The organism is Pseudophaeobacter sp., from assembly GCF_039971195.1.
GTDB lineage: Bacteria > Pseudomonadota > Alphaproteobacteria > Rhodobacterales > Rhodobacteraceae > Pseudophaeobacter.
On sequence record NZ_JBDWPJ010000223.1, the window covers coordinates 1 to 19,286 of the forward strand.

Annotated in this window: 16 protein-coding genes; 9 read left to right on the forward strand and 7 right to left on the reverse strand. The window is 59.8% G+C overall.

The window, feature by feature from the left end; genetic code table 11:
- From ABJP42_RS19350 to murJ, 3 genes are all read left to right on the forward strand, one after another.
- On the forward strand, positions 1-921 hold a 921-nt coding region (locus tag ABJP42_RS19350; RefSeq protein ID WP_348343362.1), incomplete at its 5' end, for a penicillin-binding protein activator.
- A 7-nt stretch (positions 922-928) separates the two neighbouring features.
- The gene (locus ABJP42_RS19355) at positions 929-3,715 is read left to right on the forward strand and encodes a [protein-PII] uridylyltransferase (protein ID WP_348343386.1); all 2,787 of its coding nucleotides are present in this window, start codon (positions 929-931) and stop codon (positions 3,713-3,715) included.
- On the forward strand, positions 3,712-5,301 hold the full coding sequence (murJ, locus tag ABJP42_RS19360) for a murein biosynthesis integral membrane protein MurJ (protein ID WP_348343364.1): 1,590 nt from the start codon (positions 3,712-3,714) through the stop codon (positions 5,299-5,301). The genes ABJP42_RS19355 and murJ overlap by 4 nt, the downstream gene beginning before the upstream one ends.
- Positions 5,302-5,424: 123 nt before the next feature.
- Here murJ and ABJP42_RS19365 read toward each other — a convergent pair whose 3' ends face one another.
- Positions 5,425-6,111, reverse strand: coding sequence for a rhomboid family intramembrane serine protease (locus ABJP42_RS19365; RefSeq protein ID WP_348343366.1), 687 nt, complete (start codon positions 6,109-6,111; stop codon positions 5,425-5,427).
- 147 nt (positions 6,112-6,258) lie between these two features.
- On the opposite strand from ABJP42_RS19365, the gene trpS reads away from it, so the two are divergent.
- The gene (trpS, locus tag ABJP42_RS19370) at positions 6,259-7,287 is read left to right on the forward strand and encodes a tryptophan--tRNA ligase (protein WP_348343368.1); all 1,029 of its coding nucleotides are present in this window, start codon (positions 6,259-6,261) and stop codon (positions 7,285-7,287) included.
- Positions 7,288-7,473: 186 nt separating this feature from the next.
- On the opposite strand, the gene tmpB is transcribed toward trpS, so the two are convergent.
- Together tmpB and tmpA are read right to left on the reverse strand one after the other, a co-directional pair.
- Positions 7,474-8,076, reverse strand: a complete 603-nt coding sequence (tmpB, locus tag ABJP42_RS19375) for a (R)-1-hydroxy-2-trimethylaminoethylphosphonate oxygenase (RefSeq protein ID WP_348343370.1) — start codon at positions 8,074-8,076, stop codon at positions 7,474-7,476.
- A 3-nt stretch (positions 8,077-8,079) separates the two neighbouring features.
- Positions 8,080-9,213, reverse strand: coding sequence for a 2-trimethylaminoethylphosphonate dioxygenase (gene tmpA, locus ABJP42_RS19380; RefSeq protein ID WP_348343371.1), 1,134 nt, complete (start codon positions 9,211-9,213; stop codon positions 8,080-8,082).
- Between the two features lie 101 nt (positions 9,214-9,314).
- Between tmpA and ABJP42_RS19385 the strand changes: the two genes are divergently transcribed.
- A complete protein-coding gene (locus tag ABJP42_RS19385) occupies positions 9,315-10,172 on the forward strand; it encodes a LysR family transcriptional regulator (protein ID WP_348343373.1) in 858 nt (285 codons plus the stop codon).
- A gap of 641 nt (positions 10,173-10,813) precedes the next feature.
- On the opposite strand, the gene ABJP42_RS19390 is transcribed toward ABJP42_RS19385, so the two are convergent.
- Genes ABJP42_RS19390 through paaG form a run of 4 tightly spaced genes read right to left on the reverse strand, consistent with a single transcriptional unit; the run spans position 10,814 to position 13,982 of the window.
- A complete protein-coding gene (locus ABJP42_RS19390) occupies positions 10,814-11,410 on the reverse strand; it encodes a TetR/AcrR family transcriptional regulator (protein ID WP_348343375.1) in 597 nt (198 codons plus the stop codon).
- Positions 11,411-11,430: 20 nt separating this feature from the next.
- Positions 11,431-12,741: a phenylacetate--CoA ligase PaaK gene (gene paaK / locus ABJP42_RS19395; RefSeq protein WP_348343376.1), complete on the reverse strand. Its 1,311-nt coding sequence runs from the start codon at positions 12,739-12,741 to the stop codon at positions 11,431-11,433.
- Positions 12,742-12,756: 15 nt separating this feature from the next.
- Complete coding sequence (gene paaI, locus ABJP42_RS19400) at positions 12,757-13,182, reverse strand: hydroxyphenylacetyl-CoA thioesterase PaaI (RefSeq protein ID WP_348343388.1); 426 nt, start codon at positions 13,180-13,182, stop codon at positions 12,757-12,759.
- Positions 13,183-13,196: 14 nt separating this feature from the next.
- Positions 13,197-13,982, reverse strand: coding sequence for a 2-(1,2-epoxy-1,2-dihydrophenyl)acetyl-CoA isomerase PaaG (gene paaG / locus ABJP42_RS19405; protein ID WP_348343378.1), 786 nt, complete (start codon positions 13,980-13,982; stop codon positions 13,197-13,199).
- Between the two features lie 187 nt (positions 13,983-14,169).
- On the opposite strand from paaG, the gene paaZ reads away from it, so the two are divergent.
- The 4 genes from paaZ to ABJP42_RS19425 all read left to right on the forward strand — a co-directional run bounded on the left by paaZ (position 14,170) and on the right by ABJP42_RS19425 (position 19,141).
- The gene (paaZ, locus tag ABJP42_RS19410) at positions 14,170-16,200 is read left to right on the forward strand and encodes a phenylacetic acid degradation bifunctional protein PaaZ (protein ID WP_348343380.1); all 2,031 of its coding nucleotides are present in this window, start codon (positions 14,170-14,172) and stop codon (positions 16,198-16,200) included.
- 71 nt (positions 16,201-16,271) lie between these two features.
- Positions 16,272-17,072, forward strand: a complete 801-nt coding sequence (locus tag ABJP42_RS19415) for a PaaX family transcriptional regulator C-terminal domain-containing protein (protein ID WP_348343381.1) — start codon at positions 16,272-16,274, stop codon at positions 17,070-17,072.
- Between the two features lie 128 nt (positions 17,073-17,200).
- A complete protein-coding gene (locus ABJP42_RS19420; RefSeq protein ID WP_348343383.1) occupies positions 17,201-18,097 on the forward strand; it encodes a sulfotransferase domain-containing protein in 897 nt (298 codons plus the stop codon).
- Positions 18,098-18,172: 75 nt separating this feature from the next.
- Positions 18,173-19,141 carry an alpha/beta fold hydrolase gene (locus ABJP42_RS19425; protein ID WP_348343385.1) on the forward strand — a complete coding sequence of 323 codons (969 nt, stop codon included), beginning with the start codon at positions 18,173-18,175 and terminating at the stop codon, positions 19,139-19,141.
- The last annotated feature ends 145 nt before the right edge of the window (positions 19,142-19,286 follow it).

Consider the following 19,286-nt stretch of genomic DNA (forward strand, 5'->3'; position numbering starts at 1 on the left):
CGCATCTATGACACGGCAGGCGATCCCACCCGAGCCGCCGCCGCCGCCACCGAAGCAGTGAAGGGCGGCGCCCGCATTATTCTGGGGCCGGTCTATGCCGAGGCCGCCAATGCTGCAGGGCTTGCTGCCGCGCAAAAGGGCGTCAACGTGCTGGCCTTTTCCAACACCACCTCAATTGCAGGCGGCAACGTCTTTATCCTCGGGCCGACCTTTGACAATACCGCCCGCCGCCTGACCAGCTATGCCAAATCGCAGGGCAAGGGGCGTATCGTGATTGCTGGCGGCAATAATGCCTCTGGTCTCGCTGGACAGGCCGCAATTCGCAATGCCGCCGCCCAGTCAGGTGCCACGATTACCAATGCCATCGGCTATGAGGTGTCGCAAAAGGGCGTGATCAATGCCATTCCGCAGATCCGCTCTGCCACCGGCAATGGGGCAGCAGATGCGCTGTTCTTGACCTCCACCACTGCCGGCGCCCTGCCGCTGCTCACTCAGCTGCTGCCGGAGGCCGGCGTCAACCCCGAAGAGGTGCAATACATCGGCCTGACCCGTTGGGATGTGCCCGCACAAACCCTGGCTCTGCCAGGTGTGCAGGGCGGCTGGTTTGCCACGCCGGATCCTGCGAAAGCACGCAGATTCCGTGATCGCTATGAGGCCACCTATGGCAGCGCACCGCATTCGATTGGCGGGCTGGCCTATGATGGTATCGCCGCCATTGGAGCCTTGGTTGGCGCAGGAAAATCGGACGCTCTGACCGCTGCGGCGCTGACCCAGGGGGCGGGTTTCCAAGGCACCGGCGGCATCTTCCGTCTGCGCCCCGATGGCACCAATGACCGCGGTCTCGCCATCGCAACAATCCAAGAACAGAAGGTAGTCATCATTGACGCAGCCCCCAGCAGCTTTGGCGGGGCCGGATCCTGATCCTGCCCTGACCGACCATCCAGATCAGCCCGGCACAGCCTCAGCGAACGGGCTGATCTGCGATCCGACTTCCATTTTTGACCATGCCGAGGTCCAGGCCAAGATCGCGACCCTGGCCAAAGACGCAGCCCCTGACACTCTGCGCAATGAAACCGTTGCTCTGCTGCGCGCAGCCAGTAAACAGGGCCGCGCCACCATTGCCGAGGCCTTTTCAAAGGCGCCTTTTTCAGCGCGTGCCTTGACGCGGTCCTATAGTTATCTGACCGATGGGCTGGTGCTCACCGCCTTCCATGTGGCCACCACCTATCTGCACCCGGTTGGGGCGCCCACGGCTGGTGAACGCATCGCTTTGATCGCCGTTGGTGGCTATGGCCGCGGCGAAATGGCACCGGCATCCGACGTCGATCTGATGTTTCTGACCCCTTATAAAATCACCGCCTGGGCCGAGAGCGTCATTGAATCGATGCTCTATATCCTCTGGGATCTGCGGCTCAAGGTTGGCCATTCGAGCCGCACCATCAAAGACTGCCTGCGGCTGGGCTATGAGGACTACACCATTCGCACCGCCATGCTGGAGCAACGGTTCCTCACTGGGGATCTTGATCTGGCCAATGAGCTGGACGAGCGGCTGCGCAACGAGCTGTTTTCGCGCGATACCCCCGATTTCATCGAAGCCAAACTCGCCGAGCGCGACGAACGGCACAAAAAGCAGGGCCAGCGCTATATGGTGGAGCCCAACGTTAAGGAGGGCAAAGGCGGATTACGCGATTTGCAGTCGCTGTACTGGATCGCCAAATATGTCTATCAGGTGCAGGATGTCGCCGATCTGGTTCCTCTCGGGCTGTTTTCCCCGGAAGAGCTCGACACCTTCTCTACCGCCTCCAACTTCCTCTGGGCGGTGCGTTCGCATCTGCATCTGGCCACTGGCCGCGCCTCAGAGCAGCTCAGCTTTGATCTGCAGGTCGAGGTGGCCAGCCGCATGGGCTACAAGGATCGCGCCGGGCGTCGCGGCGTTGAATTCTTCATGCAAGAATACTTCCGCCATGCCACCCGCGTTGGTGACCTCACCCGGATCCTGCTGACCAAGCTGGAAGCCAGCCAGCAAAAGGGCGCGCCGCTGCTAGAGCGGATTTTCCGCCGCCGTCCCCGTGTCAAACCCGGCTATCAGGTCATTCACAACCGACTGGATGTGGCAGATCCTGAAACCTTCCTCGACAACAAACTGAACCTGCTCAAGATCTTTGAGGAAGCCCTACGCACCGGCATGTTGATCCATCCCGATGCCATGCGGCTGATCACCGCCAATCTGGATCTGATCGACGATGACCTGCGCGGCGACAAGGAAGCCCGGCGGATCTTCCTGGATCTGCTGCTCAAACACGGCAATCCCGAACGTGCCCTGCGCCGGATGAACGAACTTGGCGTGCTCTCGGCCTTTATTCCTGAGTTTGAGCCCATCGTGGCGATGATGCAGTTCAATATGTATCACTCCTACACCGTGGATGAACACACCATCCAGGTGATCTCCAACCTCACCGCCATCGAGAAAGGCGAGCTGGAAGAAGAGCTGCCCCTGTCGTCAGAGGTTATCCGCAAGGGCATCAACCGCAAGGTGCTGCTGGTGGCGATGCTGCTGCATGACATCGGCAAGGGCCGCGAACAGGATCATTCCATCCTAGGCGCGCAGATCGCCCGCAAGGTTGCCCCGCGTCTGGGCCTGAACAAAGCCGACAGCGAAACCGTTGAATGGCTGGTGCGCCATCACCTCTTGATGTCGGATATGGCGCAGAAACGCGACATTGCCGATCCGCGCACGGTGCGCGGCTTTGCCAAGGCAGTACAATCGGTCAAACGGCTGGATCTGTTGCTGGTGCTGACGGTCTGTGACATTCGCGGCGTTGGGCCGGACACCTGGAACAATTGGAAAGCGGCGCTGCTTCGGGCGCTCTACAATCAGACCCGCGAAGCGCTGGACAACGGCATGGAGGCGCTCAACCGTGAGCACCGCGGCGCCGCTGGTAAAAAGGCCCTGCGCGCCGCGCTGCCTGATTGGTCCAAGGCGGATCTCAAGCGTGAGACCGGACGGCATTATGATCCCTATTGGCAGGGGCTGCATGTTACCGCCCATGTGGATTTTGCCGAGATGCTGAAAGAGCTGGAAGCCAAGAATGACGCCGGCGAAATTGTCATGCGACTCTATCCGGATGATGACCGCGACGCCACCCGCGCCTGTTTTGTCATGGCCGATCACCCTGGCATTTTTGCCCGTGTCTCTGGCGCGCTGGCCCTTGTTGGTGCCAATGTGGTGGATGCCCGCAGCTATACCACCAAGGACGGCTATGTGACGGATGCTTTCTGGATCCAGGATGCTGATGGTCACCCGTTTGAGGCTTCGCGTCTGCCACGCCTCAACCAGATGATCCTCAAGACCCTGAATGGCGAGGTGATCACCGGCGAAGCGCTGGAGACCCGCGACAAGTTCAAGAAGCGCGAAAAGGCTTTCAAGGTGCCGACCCATATCACCTTTGATAACGAAGGCTCCGAGATCTACACCATCATCGAGGTCGACACCCGTGATCGCACCGGCTTGCTCTATGATCTGGCCCGCACCCTGGCGGGCTCCAATGTCTATATCGCCAATGCGGTGATCGCGACCTATGGCGAACAGGTGGTAGATACCTTCTACGTCAAAGATATGTTCGGTCTGAAGTATCACGCCAAATCCAAACAGGACTTCCTGGAGCGCAAGCTGCGCGAGGCGATCTCTGAAGGATCAAAGCGGGCGCGTTCATGAAACCGGTGAAATTGCTGTCGGGCTTCATGACGGTAGGCTTTTGGACCCTGGCCAGCCGCATCCTCGGCTTTGCCCGCGACATCATGATCGCCAGTTTCCTAGGCACCGGCCCGGTGGCCGAGGCGTTTTTGGTAGCCTTCAGCCTGCCCAACATGTTCCGCCGTTTCTTTGCCGAGGGCGCCTTTAACACCGCCTTTGTGCCGCTGTTTTCCAAAAAGCTGCAAAAGGGTGAAGATCCGGTTGGCTTTGCCCGCGATGCCTTTACCGGGCTGGCGAGCGTGCTGATTGTCTTTACCTTGGTGGCCCAGCTGGTGATGCCCTGGCTGGTCCTGGCCATGGCCAGTGGGTTTCGGGGAGATGTCCGCTTTGACCTGACGGTTGATTTTGGCCGCATCACCTTCGCCTATATCTTTTTTATCTCGCTGGCGGCGCTGCTTTCAGGGGTGCTGAATGCCACGGGACGCTTTGCAGCGGCGGCAGCGGCCCCGGTCCTGCTCAACATCATCCTCGTTGGTACGCTCCTGCTGGGGCAAAGCGGCCTGGTGGATGCCTACCTCCCCGCCGAGGATCCAGATCTGGCTGGGCTCTCCACCGGGACCTTGCTGGTCTGGGCCACCCTGCTGGCTGGGCTGGCGCAGATGGCGCTGGTCTGGGTGGCCGCAAAACGCGCCGGATTCACCCTAACGCCACGCCGCCCCAGACTGACCCCGGATCTGAGACGTCTGGCACTGATTGCCGCGCCCGCGATGTTGGCCGGCGGCGTCGTACAGATCAACCTGCTGGTCGGGCGGCAAGTGGCCAGCTTCTTTGACGGCGCCATTGCATGGCTCAGCTACGCTGACCGGCTCTATCAGCTGCCCTTAGGCGTGGTGGGTATCGCTGTGGGCATTGTCCTGCTGCCGGACTTGTCGCGGCGCCTTGCTGCCGAGGATGCGGCGGGATCGCAACATGCTTTCAGTCGCGCCGGGGAGATATCTCTGGCGTTGACCATCCCTTCAGCAATTGCGCTCATCGCTATTCCCCTGCCGCTGGTCTCGGTCCTGTTTGAACGCGGCGCCTTTTCCTATGCAGACAGCCAGGCTACGGCGCTGGCAGTGGCCATCTATGGGCTCGGCCTGCCGGCCTTTGTGCTGCAAAAGGTGCTGCAGCCGCTTTACTTCGCCCGCGAAGACACCCGCACCCCCTTTCGCTTTGCGTTGAACGCCATGGTGGTGAATGCTGCTGTGGCCATTGGTGGCGCGGCGCTGCTCGGCTTTGTCGGAGCCGCCATTGGCACCACAGTAGCGGGCTGGGCCATGGTCTGGCAATTGGCACGCGGCACCGGCGATATGGGCCAGGCCGCCCGTTTTGACGCGCGGTTTCGCAAACGGATCTGGCGTATCCTGATTGCCTCCCTGCTGATGGGGGGCATTCTACTCGCAGCAGCTCAACTACTGGCCCCCTGGCTGTTCAGCGACACCATCCGCTATCCGGCCCTGGCCTTGCTGGTGGTGCTTGGTATTGTCAGCTATTTTGCCATCGGCGCTGGCATCGGCGCCTTCAGCCTGGCGGATTTCAAATTCAGCCTGCGTCGGAGCAAGGGCTAAGACGGCCTCAGCCCCCGTCACAACGCTGGTGAGTCACGCCACCGCGCCGCGCGGCAGCGCGGCGCCGGGCCCAACGGGACAAGGCATCTTGATGCTGCAAGACGGGCGGGAGCCCCCCTCTCCTTAGTCGCGACGCATCCCATTGCGGATACGCGCCCAGCCGCCTGGGGCCAGAAAAAACGACAGGCCAAAACCGGTGGCAAAGCCACAAAGATCCGCCACCCAGTCCTGCTGCCCGCCAAACAACAGGCCAAACAACAGCTGTATCCCCATCAGAAAGGCGATCAAAGAAAAGGCGCGGCTTTGCTGCGCCCCCACCAACGACAATTGTCGCCACAGGATATAGGTGAAGGCCCCAATCAGCCCGTAGACGGCCGGGAACCCGCCAATCACCGGCACCGCTCCGCCGATAAACACGGCATAGCCCACCGCGCCGCCGATGGCCGAAGCCACAAAGATCAGCACCATGGCCAGATCGCCCATCACCTCACCCACCATCTTGCCCATGGCCAGCACAAAGACGCAGACAAACAGTGCATGGGTAAAGCCCCCGTGCACAAAAGCATAGGACAGGAAACGGATCAGATGTTCCCTCGGCCATTGCCCGGTCTCAACCATCCACCAGAAAACCTCGGAAGAAAACGCATAGGACTGAAAGGCCGACAGCCGCCAGCCTATTGCCTCTGGTCCGCCGACAATGCCTCGCATGCCCAGCGAAAACGCCGCCTCAATGCCCATGATGACCAGCACCAGCGCCACCACGGCAGGCGGCAGGGGATTTACCGGTGAGATATTTGGATCATCACTCATTGTTCATGTTACTCCTTGACCTGTTACGGCCTTTTTACTGTTGTGCCCGGCCATTGCCAGCGCCGTCCAAGACGCTGCCCTGTTGACCCTGCGCTGGCCCATGGGTAAGCGACTAGAGACCATAATTCCAGACGGGAGTTTCGCCCCATGAGCGATACGACATTTACGCCGCGCGTCTTCTCCGGCATTCAGCCCTCCGGCAACCTGCACCTGGGCAACTACCTGGGCGCCCTGAAGCGCTTTGTCGACTGGCAGGCCAAGGATATGGAGACCGTCTATTGCATGGTCGACCTGCATGCGATCACCGTTTGGCAGGACCCGAAGGATCTGCAGAAATCCACCCGCGAGCTCTGCGCCGGTTTCATCGCCGCCGGGCTGGACCCGGAAAAATCTATCCTGATCAACCAGAGCCAGGTGCCTGAACACGCGCAGCTGGCCTGGATCTTCAACTGTGTCGCCCGCATGGGCTGGATGCAGCGGATGACCCAGTGGAAGGACAAGGCCGGCAAGAATGCCCAGAACGCCTCGCTGGGGCTCTTTGCCTATCCGGCGCTGATGGCAGCGGATATCCTTGTTTATCACGCCACCCATGTGCCGGTGGGCGAGGACCAGAAACAGCATCTCGAGCTGGCCCGCGACATCGCCGCCAAGTTCAACCATGACTACGGCGTCGATTTTTTCCCACTCACCGAACCGGTGATCGAAGGCGCCGGCACGCGGGTTATGAGCCTGCGCGATGGCACCAAGAAGATGTCAAAATCCGATGTTTCGGATGCCAGCCGGATCAACCTCACCGATGATGCCGACACCATCGCCAAGAAGATCCGCAAAGCCAAGACCGACCCGGATGCCCTGCCCTCTGAGGCCGAGGGCCTGGAAGAGCGCCCCGAAGCACGCAATTTGGTGAACATCTATGCCGCGATGAACAGCCAGTCTGTGGATCAGGTACTCGCCGATGTCGGCGGCAAACAGTTCTCTGAGTTCAAGCCAATGCTGGCGGAGCTCGCGGTTGAGAAGATGTCCCCGATCACCACCGAAATGTCCCGCCTGATGCAGAACCAGGACGAGATCGACAAGATCCTCACCCGTGGGTCAGAGCGCGCCCGTGCCATCACCGCACCGATCCTGCGCCAGACCTATGAAATCGTCGGCATGGTCCCCCCGGTCGAGCTCTGATCGCGCTGAACTCTTCAAAATGAACAGGCCCTCCTAGTAAGCTTGGGGGGCTTTTTTGCACCTAGGTAACATTTAGCACTTAGGGAAGCGCCTGAGCCTAGGTGGGTGCGCTAGCGCCCTCCCCTGGGGAGGGTCGGGTGCTGCCCGGCCTATCGGCCAGGGACCCAAATGCAAAGCTTGTGAACTTCAGCCTGTTTCCCCAGCGCCGCTGTGGCGATCCACCATGCGCTGCACCATGGGGGCAAAGTGCCAATAGTCCGGGGTTTCCATCCCGGCGCGTTTTCCAGCCTCATCCAGATAGCGAACAGCGATGATCTGCTTCAGGTTTGGGTTCTGTTCAAACTGAGCAATTTCCCCGGCATCCATCGGCCCGCCCTGCAGTTCCAGCGTATGCACCGAAGCCGGGCTCAGCCGGTTGAAATACTCCGGTTTGGTGGCACAAAGGTAGCGCTTGGCCGCCACATGGTAGCGGCAGCAATCGGTGATCACGCTGGGAAAGAATTGCTCCAGCACCTCGGCGCCGGCATCTTCATGGTGGCGGTCCTCGGTGTCATCGGGATGATAGGTGCCAAACTCCGAGGTGAAGTGACCAATGTCATGCAGCAAAGCCCCGACGATGATCTCTTCTGTCTGGCCGTTTTGCTCTGCAATGGTGGCGCCCTGCAACATGTGTTCGCCCATCGAGACGGGCTCGCCCAGGTATTCCTCTCCGCCCCGACGTTCAAATATCGAGCCGAGGAAATCCACTATGTTGCCATAGTTCAGGCTGGCGATATCCGGCTTGCTCATGACTTATCCCCCGAACTGCGCCGAGAGGGCGGAAAATTTGGACCACAGCCCGTCCTTGTCAGCGTAGCAACCCTGTAGCCAGCGGGTACCGGCGCCGCTATAGGCCTTGCGCGCATGCAACACACGGGTGTTGTCCACAACAAAGGCCTCGCCCGGTTCCAGACGGAAGGTCACCTCCATGGCCTCATCATCAATGATCTCACCCAACCGGCGATAGGCGGCGTAATAGCTGGCCATCTCTTCAAAGGGCACATCATTCACCGCCCCCAATGAGCGGTTGTTGAACCGCACTCCGATCAGCTCCCCGTCGGGCGCCAACTCAATCATCGGACGGCGCGATTGCAGGCATGTTTCAGCATCGCCAGCATATTCAAACCGGGCGCAATATTTTGCCAGGACGTTGAAATAGGCCTCATTCTCAGCCCGCAACCGAAGCGCTGCGGCAAAGCCGTCCACCACCATGTTTTCGCCCCCCGCAGCCGAGCTCTCGAGACAATAGAGCACCTGAACAGTCGGCACCGGATCTCGGTAGGGATTGTCGGTATGGGCCTGCAATCCCAGCCCAGTAAATGCCAGATTGGTCGGGTTCACCTCGGTGCGCACTTCAAAATGGCGACCATAGTTGGTCTCGCGCACGTAGCCAAAAAGATCGACCACATCAAACAGCGCGCCATCCTCTGTCGGGCCGTTCTCAATCTTGCCAAATCCATAGCGCGTGACCTTACCTAGCCAATCGCGCAGCGCAGGGCCGCCCTTGGCCAGGTCCTGAAAATCACCAACTGGCACATCAGACATCAGGCCACTGTCCCAGGGTTCCACCCCCTCGCTCAGCCAGCCCTTTTCCATTGGCGCGGCCTTGTCATAGGCATTGGCCGCCAGCCAGCTGAGATCAAACTCTACTGTCTTGTCTTCAGGGGCAAAGCTCACCTGCAGTTTGCTCTCTGCAATCTCGGCCGCCACCAGTTTGGTCTCGGCGGGAATGTCGCGCAGGGCCAGCAGACGCTGGCCATTTCCGGGCGCGCGGGTCTCGGAGTCCTGAGCGTTGTCGCGCAGCCAGATGGCATGAAAACGGCAGGGTTGGCCACTAAGGTCAAGGGTCAGAAAGTCGCCATTGGGAGAAAGGGAAACGGTGGTCATCGCTTGAAAGGTCCTAGCTGATCTGTTCACGGGTGACAGTCTCCCCCCTCATGCCTATAAAATCAAATCAGCAAAAACCCATGTGAGCCTCGATTTTCCTTATGAGCGATTCCAAATTTGATAGCATCCCCCTGGAATGGGTCCGTGCCTTTGAAACCACGGCGCGGTTGGGCAGTTTTACGGCTGCGGCGCGGGAAACCGGTCTTACCCAACCCGCGATCAGCCAACGGATTGGCAATCTGGAACATCAACTCGACACCAAGCTCTTTGTGCGCAAAACCCGCGCCATTCATCTGACAACAGAGGGCGAGGCCTGGTTGCCGCATGTGCAGGCCGCTCTGAATTCGCTGCGGGACAGTTCCGAGGCGCTGTTTGGGGTGGGGCGCAACAAGATCGTGATCTCGGCCAGTTCCTCCATCGTGCAGCACTGGATCACCCCCCGCCTGCCCGCCCTGCTCAAGCAAAGCGGCGCTGAAATCACTATCAACACTATGGTACTGGCCGGCGACGCGGCCGAAGACGACGGCACCGTCAAAATCCGCTATGGTGCCGGCGATTGGCCGGGGCTCTACAAGGCGGCGCTGTTTGAGGAACGCATTGCGCCGCTGGCCGCACCGTCCCTGCTGAAAACCACTGAAGACTGGCGCGAGCTACCGCGCCTATCCGTGTCGGGCCCCCGCCCCAGCTGGCGCGATTGGCGCGAGTTCAGCGGTCAGGTCACCACCTCCCCCACCGCGCTGCGCTATGACACTTTTGCCTCGGCCCTGGCCGCCGCGCGTGCTGGGTTGGGTGTATTGCTCGGCTCATTGCCGCTGTGTCAGCAGGATCTGGACAGCGGTGAATTAGCGCGGGTTAGCGAGGCCGTGATGCCGCACCATGAGAGCTACTGGCTGCTGGCCTCCAAAGAGCGCATCTCACGGCGACAATGGGAAGTGCTGCGAGAGACCATGACGAGATAATCATACTCTGCAGGAAAACTGAGCAGAGCTTTGATCCATTCTAGGGCAGCGCCCGAGCCTGGGTGGGTGCGAAAGCGCCCTCCCGTGGGGAGGGTCGGGCGCTGTCCGGCCTGCAGCCGGACACAATGCCGTCATTGAAAGAAAGATACAGCCCCAGATCGGGCCAAGCTCACCACCTATTGGGCAAAGTCCGCGCGGCTGCGGCTTGTAGACGTATTTTCGCTACGCTCGTTTCACTTGGCAAAAAAAATTTATTTCAGTCTTCTCAACCGTTGGTGCCGAGCCAAGAAAACACAAGCGAGGGGAAGACTAACGATCAGCCATAGGACAAATACGACCATATCCGATTTCATGGGGCTTAAAGCGACAAGCCCGAAGAAAAACGAAATCATGGATACGACAAAACAAAGCAAGGTTCGAATGTCTATCTGCGTCTTGGTCAAAGTGTCACGACTGAAAACAGACTTGTCGGTCACTTCAATGCACCGTTGAAGATAGTTCATGACAAAAAACAATTCTTACCACCATTGGCTTAAGTTTCTGTCCAGTTCACTCACTGAACACTGTCACTACAGCCTTAGCACGAAGGTCTCGACAAATGAATGACTTAACGTGCAGAGAAGAAACCTGTTCCTCGTTTTCTACAGCCCCCGCACCCCGTTCAGGGTCAGGTTGGCGACCAGCTCGGCATAGTCTTCACGCGCCTGTGGGCCAGCGCCGGAGTTCCACATGTAGTACCAGTTCAGCATGCCAAAGACCGACATGGTGGCGGCGCGCAGCTTGCTTGGGTCTGCGGCAAAGACCTCGGGCGCCACAGCCTGCAGTGTATCGCTGAGGAACTGCACCATCTCGCGCTGATAGGCACGCAGCAGCTTTTGCTGCTCTTCCGGCAAGGCACCCATGGAGCCGGATTGCACCTTATGCTCGTAGTCAGCGCCCTGGTAGGCGAGCAACACCTCTGCCACCACCTGACGCAGGGCCTCGTCGGGGGCAAGATCCGCAACCTCGACCCCGCAGACGCGGTCGCGCAGGTCGCAAAGGTAGGTATCAAGAAGGCCGAAAAGCACGGCCTCCTTGCTGTCATAGTAGTGATAGATATTGGCCTTGGAGATCCCGCATTCGCGCGCCAATTGGGTCATCGAGGCACGATCATAGCCCGCCTCGGCAAAGACCTTGGCGGCAGACTTCAGGATCTGCGCGCGTTTTTCATCGTGGTCTTTTGCAATGGTGCGGGCCATGGGGTCAGCTCTCTCCTTGGTTAGTCAGCGTCGCGGTTATCGACGACGCGCTTGGCCTTGCCCTGGCTGCGCTCGACCTCGCCGGGCTCGCCTACGATGATCTCGGTGGAGACGCCAACCATATCCTTGATACGTTTGGTCAGCATCCGGGCAGCGGCTGTTTTGCTCAGCTCATCGGTGGCATCTGGGTTGGCCTCGACAAAAACCCGCATCGCATCCATGCGACCGGCTTTGTAGAGCTCGATCTGGTAGTGCGGCGCCAGACCGCCGGTGGCCATCAGCTGCTCTTCGATCTGGCTGGGGAAGACATTGACGCCGCGCAGGATGATCATGTCATCAGATCGCCCGGTGATCTTTTCCATCCGCCGCATCGAGCGCGAAGTGCCGGGCAGCAGGCGGGTCAGATCACGGGTGCGATAACGCACCATCGGCAGACCTTCCTTGGTGATGGTCGTAAAGACCAGTTCGCCCATTTCGCCATCGGGCAGCACTTCGCCGGTTTTGGGGTCGATGATCTCGGGCAGGAAGTGATCTTCCCAGATCACCGGACCGTCTTTGGTCTCGACACATTCGCTGGCCACGCCCGGCCCCATGATTTCCGACAGACCATAGATATCAACCGCATGCATATCAAAGGCGGCTTCCACCTCGCGGCGCATAGCATCAGTCCAGGGCTCGGCACCAAAGATCCCCACCTGCAGCGAGCTGTCGCGCGGGTCCATGCCCACCTTGCGGTATTGCTCCAGGATATTGAGCATATAGGAGGGCGTTACCATGATGCCATCAGGCTGGAAATCGGTGATCAAGCCAACCTGTTTTTCGGTCTGGCCGCCAGACATTGGCACCACTGTAGCCCCCAGGCGCTCAATGCCGTAATGCGCACCAAGGCCGCCGGTGAACAGCCCATAGCCATAGGCGTTATGCACCATATCCCCTTTGCGCAGGCCTGCTGCGCGCAAGGACCGCGCCACCAGATCGGCCCAGTTAGAGATGTCATTGGCGGTATAGCCCACGACCGTGGGCTTACCGGTGGTACCAGAGGAGGCATGCAGGCGGATGATCTCTGACCGAGGCACCGCAAACAGACCAAAAGGATAGTTGTCCCGCAGGTCGTTTTTATAGGTGAACGGGAATTTCGACAGATCCGAGAGCTGCCGCAGATCATCTGGGTGCACGCCTGCCTCATCGAACCGCTGCTTGTACATCGGCACATTGTTGTAGGCATGGGCCAGCGACCACTTCAGCCGTTTCAGTTGCAGGGCGCGGATTTCATCAATCGAGGCAATCTCGATCGCGTCGAGATCGGCCTTGTTAGGGGTAAGATCTTTCATGGCTTCCTCCGTCGCCTATTCGTCAAACAACTGGCCTTTGATGGCACGCGAAAGCCCGCGAAAGGCTGCGATCATCTGGCCGTTTTGGTTTTCCACTGTCACGTCATAGATACCGCTGCGCCCGGTCAAAGAGACCTCGGTGGCGCGGGCGATCAACCGCTCGCCCCGCTTGCCAGGGGCGGTAAAGGTAATACTGTTGCTTTGCGCCACGGTGGATTGATTGCGGCTGTTGCAGGCAAAGGCAAAGGCGCTATCGGCCAGCATGAAGGTCACGCCACCGTGGCAAATGCCATGACCATTGCAGTGATGCGCCTCAACCGTCAGCTCCAGGGTGGCGCGGCCTTCGTCAATCTCAGTGATCTCCATTCCCGCCCATTTCGAGGCATTGTCGCTGGCCCACATGGCAGCGGCGGATTTTTCGGCGCGTTCTTTACCAGTCAGGTCCGAAGTCATGCTCATTTCCCCTGAAACTTGGGCGCACGTTTTTCCAGGAACGACGCCACACCTTCGGCGAAATCAGCGCTTTCGCCGCAGGTCTTCATCGCGTCGGCTTCCTGTTCCAGATGATCCTGCAGAGTGGCAACGGCTGCATCCTGAATGCAATGTTTGCTGAGCCCCAACCCAAGGGTCGGCCCATTGCCCAGCTGCGCGGCCATGGCGCGGGCGATCTCCATCAGATCAGCGTCCGGCACCGCCTTCCAGATCAGCCCCCAGTCTTCGGCCTGTTTGGCGGGCAGCGGCTGCGCGGTAAATGCCAGCCCCTTGGCGCGGGCTTCGCCCAGCAGGCGCGGCAGATGCCAGCTGCCGCCGGTGTCAGGGATCAGGCCAACCTTGGAGAACGACTGGATGAACTTGGCGCTTTCCGCTGCAAAGACCATGTCACATGCCAATGCGATATTGGCACCAGCCCCGGCAGCGACACCGTTGACAGCGCAGATCACAGGGAACTCAAGGGAGCGGATCAGATTGACTAGCGGCGCATAAAAGGTCCGCACGGTGTTGCCCAGATCCGGTGGGCCATCCATCTTGCTGGGATCACGATCGCCCAGATCCTGACCTGCACAAAAGCCCCGACCCGCACCGGTCAGCAGGATTGCCCGCGCACCACCTTCACTCGCGGCCTCGATGGCTGCGCGCAGGGCATAGTGCATTTCATCGTTGAAACTATTGAGCCGATCCGGCCGGTTCAGGGTGATCTCCACCCAAGCGCCATGATCCGCAACCAGAATAGACTCTGACATTTCTCTCTCCCTCATGCAGCTCTTGACCCCGACAAAACCGGACAGCTACCAAAACCCGTTTGACAAATTTCTTGCATAAACCGACCGGACGGTCAATATATCATTCAAAGCAAATGTGAGGCCCCGCCTCAGCGACTCGTCCGCCCCCCGTGCCGACGACCCCCATCAGGAAAGAAAAGGACAGAGCATGAGCCTTCTAGACGTATCGAGTTTTGCCGCCGGTCAGTGGATCGCCCCGGGCGCAGGCGCCCGCAACATCGCCAGCGCCGTCACCGGCGCCCCGCTGGCGCAGGCCGGCAACAATGCGCTGGATGTGCAGGCAATGCTGTCTTACGCCCGCGAGACCGGCAGCCCTGCCCTGCGCGCCATGACCTTCCATGACCGCGCTCGTATGCTCAAGGCGCTGTCGGCGCATCTGAGCCAACACAAACAGGCGCTCTATGATCTGAGCTTTGAAACCGGCGCCACCCAGGCCGACCATATGATCGACATCGACGGTGGCATTGGCACCATGTTTGTCTTTGCCTCCAAGGGGCGTCGCGAGATGCCCGATGCCAAGGTCTATCTGGACGGTGACGTAGAACAGCTGTCGCGCAACGGCACCTTCCTCGGTCAGCATATCTGCACACCGCTTCAGGGTGTTGCGGTGCATATCAATGCTTTCAACTTCCCGGTCTGGGGCATGTTGGAAAAGCTGGCCCCTACCCTGCTGGCCGGGGTGCCCGCCATCGTCAAACCTGCGACCGCCACCTGTTACGTGACTGAACTCGCCGTGCGACTGATGCTCGACAGTGGTATCCTGCCTGCCGGTGCGCTACAGCTGGTTTCGGGTGGTTTGGGCGATATGCTCGACCATCTGACCATGCAGGATGTGGTGAGCTTTACCGGTTCGGCCCAAACCGCACTAAAGCTGCGCCAGAACCCGGTGATCCTGGAAAACTCGATCCGTTTTGTTGCGGAACAGGACAGCCTGAACGCATCCATTCTGGGGCCCGACGCCACCCCCGGCACGCCTGAATTTGACCTCTTCATCAAGGAAGTCAGTCGCGAGATAACCACCAAGGCCGGTCAGAAATGTACTGCTGTGCGCCGCATCATCACGCCAGAATCGCAGACCGAAGCGGTGATCGAAGCACTCTCCACACGTCTGGCCAAGACCACAATCGGCGACCCGCGTCTGGAAAGCACCCGCATGGGGGCGTTAGTCTCAAACGGTCAGAAACGCGACGTATTGGAGAAGGCAGCCATCCTCGCGACTGAGGCCACCCGCGTTTACGGCAACCCCGATGATTTTGCCGTTGAGGGCGCCGACGCCGAAAAAGGTGCCTTTGTGCCGCCGATGCTGTTTCACTGCGAAAACCCAGATACGGCCCAGCGCGTACATGACACAGAAGCCTTTGGCCCGGTTTCCACCGTCATGGGCTACCGCGATCTGGGCCATGCCGTAGAACTGGCCAACCGGGGCGAAGGCTCGCTGGTGGCGTCCTGCATCACCAACGATCCTGAGGTGGCCCGCGAAGTAGCCCTAGGTTCTGGCGCCTATCACGGGCGGATCTATTTCAACAACCGCGCCTCGATGAAGGAAAGCACCGGCCATGGCTCCCCGCTGCCCCATATGGTCCACGGTGGTCCCGGTCGGGCCGGCGGCGGCGAAGAGCTCGGCGGCATTCGTGGGGTGAAACACTATATGCAACGCACCGCCATTCAGGGCAGCCCCGATATTCTGGCCGCCATTGGCGAGCAATGGGTGCCCGGCGGCACCGAAGTAGCAGCCCCTGCGCATCCCTTCACCCGCAAATTCGGCGAGCTCTCCATTGGCGAAACCCTCAACAGCCCAGCGCGCGAGGTGACGCTGGAGGATATCGAGCATTTTGCCAATTTCACTGGAGATACCTTCTACGCCCATATGGATGACGCTGCCGCCAAGCGGAACCCCTTCTTCCCTGGACGTGTGGCCCATGGCTACCTGCTGCTTTCTTTTGCTGCGGGGCTGTTTGTGGAGCCCAATGAGGGGCCGGTTCTGGCCAATACCGGCTTGGATTCCCTGCGCTTCATGCAACCGGTTTCGGCCGGAGACAGCATCAAGGTGCGCCTGAGCGTAAAGAAAAAGACGCCGCGCAACGAGGAGTACGGCGAGGTGCGCTGGCATGTCACCCTGACCAACCAAGAGGATGAAAAGGTCGCGGAATACGAACTGCTGACCATGAACGCCTTCTAAACGCGCAGATCCTGTCGCTGCTTTTTGCCTCTGGGCTGGCCTATCTGGCCCAGAGAGCCTATCTTGCGCCCATGAATAGCGCATCCTCTCAAGGGTTTGAGGCGAGTATCGCCCAGCTCAACGATCTGCAGACCCTGCGGGTCTGGTCGATTATTGTCTCGCTGTTTGGCGATCTGGCGCAGAACCCGGGTGATCAGATCAGCGGCACCACTCTCACCCGGATCATCACCCCCATGGGCATCAAGCCCGAAGCGATCCGCGTCGCCCTGCATCGGCTGCGCAAGGACGGCTGGATTGAGAGCGCCCGTTCGGGGCGGGCCTCGGTGCATTTCCTGACCAAATCTGGCCGCAACCAGTCCGCCGCTGTGACCCCGCGCATCTATGCTCGCGACCCCAAAGTGCCGCAGAGCTGGCATTTGTTGATCGCCGAAGAAGGTAGCAGCCATGCGGCCTTGGAAGACGCCCTGCTGCTGCCGCAATACAGCCAGGTCAACCGCTGCACGGCGTTGGGATATGGGACGGCGCCCCATGGGTTGGACGATCTGTTTGTAACCGCAATTTCAGATCTAAAAGTCCCGACATGGTTGCAGGAGCGGCTGTTTCCGGCAGATTTGGTGCTCTCCTGCCAATCGCTGCTGACTGTGTTGAACCAAATCTCCCCGGCTGCGGATTTAACCCCTGTGCAAATCGCCACCCTACGCACCCTGATCGTGCATCACTGGCGCCGCATTGCCCTGCGTCACCCAGTGCTGCCTGAGGGTTTTCACCCAGCGGATTGGGCTGGTGACGCCTGCCGCGCCCGGGTGTTTGAACTGCTGGATCTGCTGCCGCAGCCCTCACTGCATGCACTGGATCAAGCCCTGGCCTCGTAAAGCGCCAGAACCGCACCCCCTGCAAGAAACCACCACAGAGGCGGCGACGGGATGGGTAAGAACAGCACAGGCCCGTTGTGGACAAAAATCTGTTCGGATTCCCGCAAACGCGTTGTACCCTCTTAGCTATGACCCAAACCAGCCCCCTGCGATACTACAGCGGCATCGCCACCGATGGCCACAACTGGGACGCGTTCGAATACCGCCCTGGGGATGTGTTCGTCTGCGTCCCGCCCAAAAGCGGCACGACCTGGATGCAGACGATCTGCGGCCTGCTCATCTTTGGTGACCCTGAGGCCGAGATCGCCATTCCAGATCTCTCGCCCTGGATTGAAATACGCCTCAATCCCGAAGACTTCAAAATGCGTCTGGCCCGGTTGGCGCAGCAGAGCCACCAAAGGTTTCTCAAATCGCACAGCCCCCTGGACGGGGTGCCCTATTTTGAGGACTGCACCTACCTCATCTGCCATCGCCACCCTTTGGACGTGCATTTCTCCATGCGCAATCACGTGCACAACATGAAGATCGACGCGCTCGACCACTTCTATACGGATGATATCGCGGCCTGTTTTGATGCCTTCCTCAACAACAGTATCGAAGACGGCGGCATGGATCAGCCAAGCCTGGAGTTGATTGCCCATCACCTGACAACGGCCCGCGCCATGGCGCATCTGCCCAATGTACACCTGTTCCACTATGCGACGCTGTCACAGGATCTTCCAGGTCAGATGGCGCGGGTTGCCAAGGCCATTGGGGTCTCTCACGCGCCTGACCTGTTCGATAGGCTGGTTGCCAAGGCCAGCTTCAAAGCGATGAAATCAGAGGCACTCATGCGCGCGCCGGGGGCCACCCGTGGCCTGTACAAAGATCCCAGCGCCTTTTTCAACAGCGGCCAGTCAGGCCAATGGCAAGGTTGGTTGAATGCAGGACAAATCGCTGATTACAATGCAAAGATCGCGACATTGCTCAGCCCTGAGGATCGCCATTACCTTGAAACTGGGACCGCGCCCTCATTTGCACTTTGACGGCACCGTGCCCATATAGTTCTAAACACATTTAATCCGGGCTCCCGGCCCAGCTCAGTTCTTTGGAGTTCACATATGTCCGCTCTTAGCAGCATCGCCCTTATTGCCCTTGCCGCCCCCGCAGCGCTGCTGGGCGCCTCGCATATCAAAACCCGCAACCTCGCCCGCGACGCCCGCCAGATGGTGCCGCCAAGTGGCCAATTCTGTTCCACCCCCCAGGGAGAAATCCACTATGTCGATATTGGCCCCCGCGATGCGCAGCCACTGGTGCTGATCCACGGGCTGAGCGGCCATCTCTACCATTTCACCTATGCCCTGGCCGAGAGCCTTGCCAAGGATCACCGCGTTATCGTGCTGGACCGGCCAGGATGTGGCTATTCCACCCGCGCCAGCGATACCATGGCGCGGCTGCCCGAGCAGGCCAAGATCCTGCTCTCGGTTCTAGACAAGCTCGCGGTCAAGCAACCGGTTCTGGTGGGGCATTCCTTGGGCGGTGCCGTCTCGCTGGCCATGGCGCTGGCCGCCCCGGAAAAAATTCGCGGTCTGGCCTTGCTGGCGCCGCTGACGCATCCTACCCCGGAAGGACCAGAGGTCTTTAAGGGCCTGATCGTACATACCAGCCTGATGCGCCGCCTGATGGCGCAGACAGTGGCGGTTCCCATGCTGCAACGCACTGCTGATACGGTCCTGGACCAGGTCTTTGCCCCCGAAGCCTACCCCGAGGATTTCATGACCAAAGCAGGCGGCGCCCTTGGCCTGCGCCCCGAGAGCTTTGTTGCCGCCTCGGCGGATGCCACCTATGTGCATCCCTCGATTGAGGCCCAGGCGCCGCGCTATGCTGGCGAACTGAAGACCCCAGGTGCGATTCTCTACGGTGAGAAAGACGCCATTCTGGACCCGGTTGTGCATGGCAAATCCATGGAAGCCTATGGGTTAAGCTGCCAGGTCATGCCGGAGCGAGGCCATATGTTGCCCATCACCGCGCCTGAGCTTTGCGAGGACTTCATTCGCAGCACCGTCGAAGCCTTGCCCGCCACGGGCTGAGCCGGAAGCAGAAGAATCTGCCGCCCTGCGAAAGAAACTTTGCAGAAAGGCGGATTCTTCTGCATTTCCGCCTTGACCAGACCTGCACCATTCCGTAAATCGCCCCTCACAGAAGATGGCGCGGTAGCTCAGTTGGTTAGAGCGA